5 protein-coding genes are annotated in these 4,359 nt (G+C 60.3%); 3 read left to right on the top strand and 2 right to left on the bottom strand.

From position 1 onward, the window contains the following. The first annotated feature begins 31 nt into the window (after window positions 1–31). Window positions 32–508: a VOC family protein gene (locus AC1D0Z_RS16645; RefSeq protein ID WP_477659330.1), complete on the top strand. Its 477-nt coding sequence runs from the start codon at window positions 32–34 to the stop codon at window positions 506–508. Between the two features lie 5 nt (window positions 509–513). Here the strand turns inward: AC1D0Z_RS16645 and rsxB are convergent, their stop codons facing one another. Beyond that, a complete protein-coding gene (gene rsxB, locus AC1D0Z_RS16640; RefSeq protein WP_477659329.1) occupies window positions 514–1,209 on the bottom strand; it encodes an electron transport complex subunit RsxB in 696 nt (231 codons plus the stop codon). A gap of 50 nt (window positions 1,210–1,259) precedes the next feature. After that, window positions 1,260–2,672, bottom strand: coding sequence for a polyhydroxyalkanoate depolymerase (locus AC1D0Z_RS16635; RefSeq protein ID WP_477659328.1), 1,413 nt, complete (start codon window positions 2,670–2,672; stop codon window positions 1,260–1,262). Between the two features lie 271 nt (window positions 2,673–2,943). Here AC1D0Z_RS16635 and ygiD point away from each other — a divergent pair, with 271 nt between their 5' ends. Next, window positions 2,944–3,798 carry a 4,5-DOPA-extradiol-dioxygenase gene (gene ygiD, locus AC1D0Z_RS16630; RefSeq protein ID WP_477659327.1) on the top strand — a complete coding sequence of 285 codons (855 nt, stop codon included), beginning with the start codon at window positions 2,944–2,946 and terminating at the stop codon, window positions 3,796–3,798. Between the two features lie 119 nt (window positions 3,799–3,917). After that, the coding region (locus tag AC1D0Z_RS16625; protein ID WP_477659326.1) for a hypothetical protein at window positions 3,918–4,359 on the top strand (442 nt) is incomplete at its 3' end.

Here is a 4,359-nt window from a genome sequence, read left to right as displayed (position 1 = left end):
GCGTGGATCAGCCCATCGTCGAGTTCCAGGCATGAGCACGAGCCGTCCTTTTAAAGTGCTGGGCATCCAGCAGATCGCCATAGGCGCCACTAGTAAAGACCGCCTGCGCACGCTGTGGGTCGACATGCTGGGCCTGGAGGTCACCGGCAACTTCGTCAGCGAACGCGAGAATGTCGAGGAAGACATCTGCGCGATAGGCAGTGGCCCTTTCAAGGTCGAGGTCGACCTGATGCAGCCGCTGGATGTGGACAAGAAGCCGGCTGTGCACACCACGCCGCTCAACCACGTGGGCCTGTGGATAGACGACCTRCCCAAGGCCGTCGAATGGCTCACGGCCAGGGGCGTGCGATTTGCGCCCGGTGGTATCCGCAAAGGCGCCGCAGGTTTTGACATCTGCTTCCTGCACCCCAAGTCGAACGACGAATTTCCTGTGTCGGGTGAAGGCGTGCTGATTGAAATGGTCCAGGCGCCGCCCGAGGTGATCAAGGCGTTTGCCGCCTTGGGTTGAGCGGCTCAGTCCTTTTTGCCGCTTTCTCGCTGTGCCCGGGCGCGGGCCAGGGCCGCCTCAATGACGGCGCGCTTGCGGTCTGCCACGGCGGGGTCACCCTCGGGGCGTGCTGCCGCGGCTGGTATCGGTTCATCCGGTTGAATTTTGGCCTTACCTTCTTTCCCGGACTCCCGGTTCGCTGGGCTCGCCGGAGTGCTGTACCGGACCTTATGAAGGTCATACCTGGCTTTGGCGGTACCAGCCTCTTGCGGTGACCATGCGGCCCAACCGGTACGCGTGCCGGTGACGTTTTCCAGGCTGATGCAGTCCACCGGGCACACGGGAATGCATAACTCGCAGCCTGTGCACCAGGGCTCGATGACGGTGTGCATCATCTTGTTGCTGCCCATGATGGCATCTGTCGGGCAGGCCTTGATGCACAGCGTGCAGCCTATGCACCAGTTCTCGTCGATGAAAGCAAGCGCACGAGGTCCTTCGGTGCCGTTGGCGGGATTGAGCGGCTGAACCGGCTGACCGGTGATGGCCGACAGGCGCTGCACGCCTTCGGCGCCGCCTGGCGGGCATTGGTTGATGGCGGCGTTCCCTGCGGCAATGGCCGCCGCATAGGCCGCGCAATCGGGATAACCGCAACGGGTGCACTGGGTTTGGGGCAGTGCAGCGTTGATACGCTCAAAAAGAGTAAGGTCGACGGGAAAGGTCACCGGCGTATTGTCCTGCCAGTGGGCCTGCAAGCTGGCCCCACTGGGCATCCTCAGGCCTGTTTGCTGCGGGCCGGCTTCTTTGTTGCTGGTTTTGCAGCGGCTTTTGACGGGGCTTTTGCGACGGGTTTTGCGGTGGCTTTTGCGACCGGCTTTGCTATATTTTTGGTAGCTGCTGGCGCACGTTTGGCTTGGGTTGGGGCCCGATTGTTCTCCAGAATAAAGGCCTTGACCTGCGGGTAGACAATCTCGCGCCAGCGGCGGCCGCTGAAAATCCCGTAGTGGCCAGCGCCCTTGACTTCCAGGTGCTTTTGCATGGCCTTGGGGATGTTGTGGCAAAGGCCATGCGCGGCCTCGGTCTGCCCGGAGCCCGATATATCGTCCAGTTCGCCCTCGACCGTGAAATGGGCTGTGGTTTTGATGTCCTCGGGCCGCACGCGTTCAACCTGGCCGTCAACGCCCGTGACGTCCCAGGTGCCGTGGACCAGCTTGAACTCCTGGAACACCGTCTTGATGGTGTCCAGGTAATAGTCGGCGTCCATGTCGAGCACGGCGTTGTATTCGTCGTAGAACTTGCGATGCGCCTCGGCGCTGGCGTCGTCGCCCTTGAGCAGGTCCTTGAAGTAGTCGTAATGGCTCTTGGCGTGGCGGTCGGGGTTCATGGCCACAAAGCCGGTGTGCTGCAAGAAGCCGGGGTAGACGCGCCGTCCGGCGCCCGGGAAATTGCTGGGCACGCGGTAGATCACATTGTTTTCAAACCATTCATAGCTCTTGTTCATGGCCAGGTTATTCACGGCCGTGGGGGATTTGCGGGCATCGATCGGGCCGCCCATCATGGTCATGCTCAGGGGGGTGGTCTCGCCGCGCGAGGCCATCAGCGACACGGCAGCAAGCACCGGCACGGTGGGCTGGCAGACGCTGATAACGTGGCAGTTGCCGTAAATGCCCTGGAGGTGGCGAATGAACTCCTGCACGTAGTTGACGTAATCGTCCAGGTGGAACGAGCCTTCAGAAAGCGGCACGGTCCGCGCGTTTTTCCAGTCGGTGATGTAGACCTTGTGGTCTTTCAACATGGTCTTGACGGTGTCGCGCAGCAAGGTAGCGTAGTGGCCCGACAGCGGCGCCACGATCAGCACGGCGGGCTCGCCCTTGAGGCCCGTCAGCGTAGCGGGATCGTCGGTGAAGCGCTTGAAGCGGCGCAGCTCGCAAAAGGGCTTGTCAACCTCCACGCGTTCATGGATGCTGACTTCGGTGCCGTCGACATCTACCGTACGGATGTCGAAAGCCGGTTTTTCGTAGTCTTTGCCCAGCCGGTAAATCAGGCTGTAGCCGGCCGCGACGCGCTGGGCAAACGGGTTTTGGCCTAGCGGCGAGAGCGGGTTGCCATAAAGTTTGGCAGCCGCTTGCGCAAAGTCGACAAAAGGCTCCATCAAGGTGCGTTGGGCTTCATAGACTTGGTACAGCATCGGGGGTCAACCTTGGGTTTGGGTTACTTGGTAAATCGTAATATGTTGCAGTGCAATATAACAGGGGGCTGCCTCGGTGATTTGAGGATAACCACCAATACCGGGCGGTTTTCACGCTGTTGGGGCCAGGCACCACAAAAGTGCGCCGGGGCTTGGCTTGGCAATGATGACCGCTGCCGCCTGAGGAATTGAAAGAACACTTACCATTCTCCTCCAGCCAGCAGCGCTTGTGCCCGCCCGAAGTGTGGTTTTTGAACAGGAAAAACAACAAATGCTCCACCCAATTGACGTTTCCGCTCTGGACCAGCTGACCTCCCTGAAGAGGTCAGACCGCATGCCGGTCCTTTTTGTGGGCCACGGCAGTCCCATGAACGCCATAGGCGACAACGAGTACCGGCGCAGCTGGCAGGCGCTAGGTGCGGAATTCGGGTCGAACCACCCCAAACCGCAGCTGATTCTGTGCATTTCCGCCCATTGGCTGACCGAAGGCTGGTGGCTGACGGCCATGGACAAACCCAAAACCATCCATGACTTTGGCGGTTTTCCGCAGGAACTCTTTGACCAGCAATACCCCGCGCCCGGCGACACGGCTGCGGCACAGGTCATCAGCCAGTTGGTGAGGCAGCGGGCCTCGGCCCCGCTCGGCCTGGACGAAGGGCAGTGGGGGCTGGACCACGGTGCCTGGTCGGTGCTCAAGCCCATGTTTCCGGATGCAGACRTCCCGGTCATCCAGCTCAGCATGGATTACAGCCGTGCGCCCGACGAGCACTATGCCCTGGCAAAGCAGCTGAAAGCTTTGCGCGACCGCGGCGTGCTGATCGTGTCCAGCGGCAATATCGTGCACAACCTGCGCCAGATGCAGCGGGGGGCGGCAGGCAACCAGGCCTACGATTGGGCGCTGGAGTTCGACCAGACGATTGGTGGCTATCTGCAGCAGGGTAATCTGGACGCCCTGCAGAATTTCCAGAAGCTGGGCCAAGTGGCGAAGATGGCGCACCCCACCCATGAACACTACCTTCCGCTGCTGTACACCGCAGGCGCGGTTGATGCGAAAGAGCCAGTGCGGTTTTTCAACACGAGCTTCCAGGCAGGCGCAATTTCCATGCGATCGGTGGTGTGGGGATGACGCTGTTTGCCCACAGAGTTGCAAATGGTATTTTTTACAGTCTGTAATTGACACGAATGGATTGCTGACGAGCGGTAAATATGTAACACAATACAGGGCAAAAGGTTTCCTCGATGCCCGTGTCTGAACGTTCCGTATTGCCCGTCCTTGTTTCCGTTGCGCTGGCAGGCATGCTGCCAGCGATGTTTTTGCCAGCGGGTTATCCAGCGGCTTGGCTTTTGTCGGGAACGCTGCTGGCATTGCTGGCGGCAAAACTACGCCCAGAGCCGTTTGTTGATCAGATCGCCGCCGTTCGTGCAGTCAGAACCGTCGTGCTGTGTTTCGCAGCCTACCTGGTACTGTTTGCCGGAACCCTGGTCTGGCATGGCGCCGCCGTGCGCGAACTCGACAAGCCGGTTCGTTATGTCGTAGGGGGCATCCTGCTGCTAGCCTTGACTCGTGCGAGGGTTGAGCCCGCGGTTGTGCGCGCCCTGATTTTATTTGCCGGTTTCTGCGTGTTCGGCTACGCATTGTTTGACAGGATCGCCAACGACGCGGTGCGCGTCGGGGGATTCATGAATG

Source organism: Polaromonas sp. P1_E3 (assembly GCF_056405935.1).
This window is presented reverse-complemented; position numbering and strand designations above follow the sequence as displayed.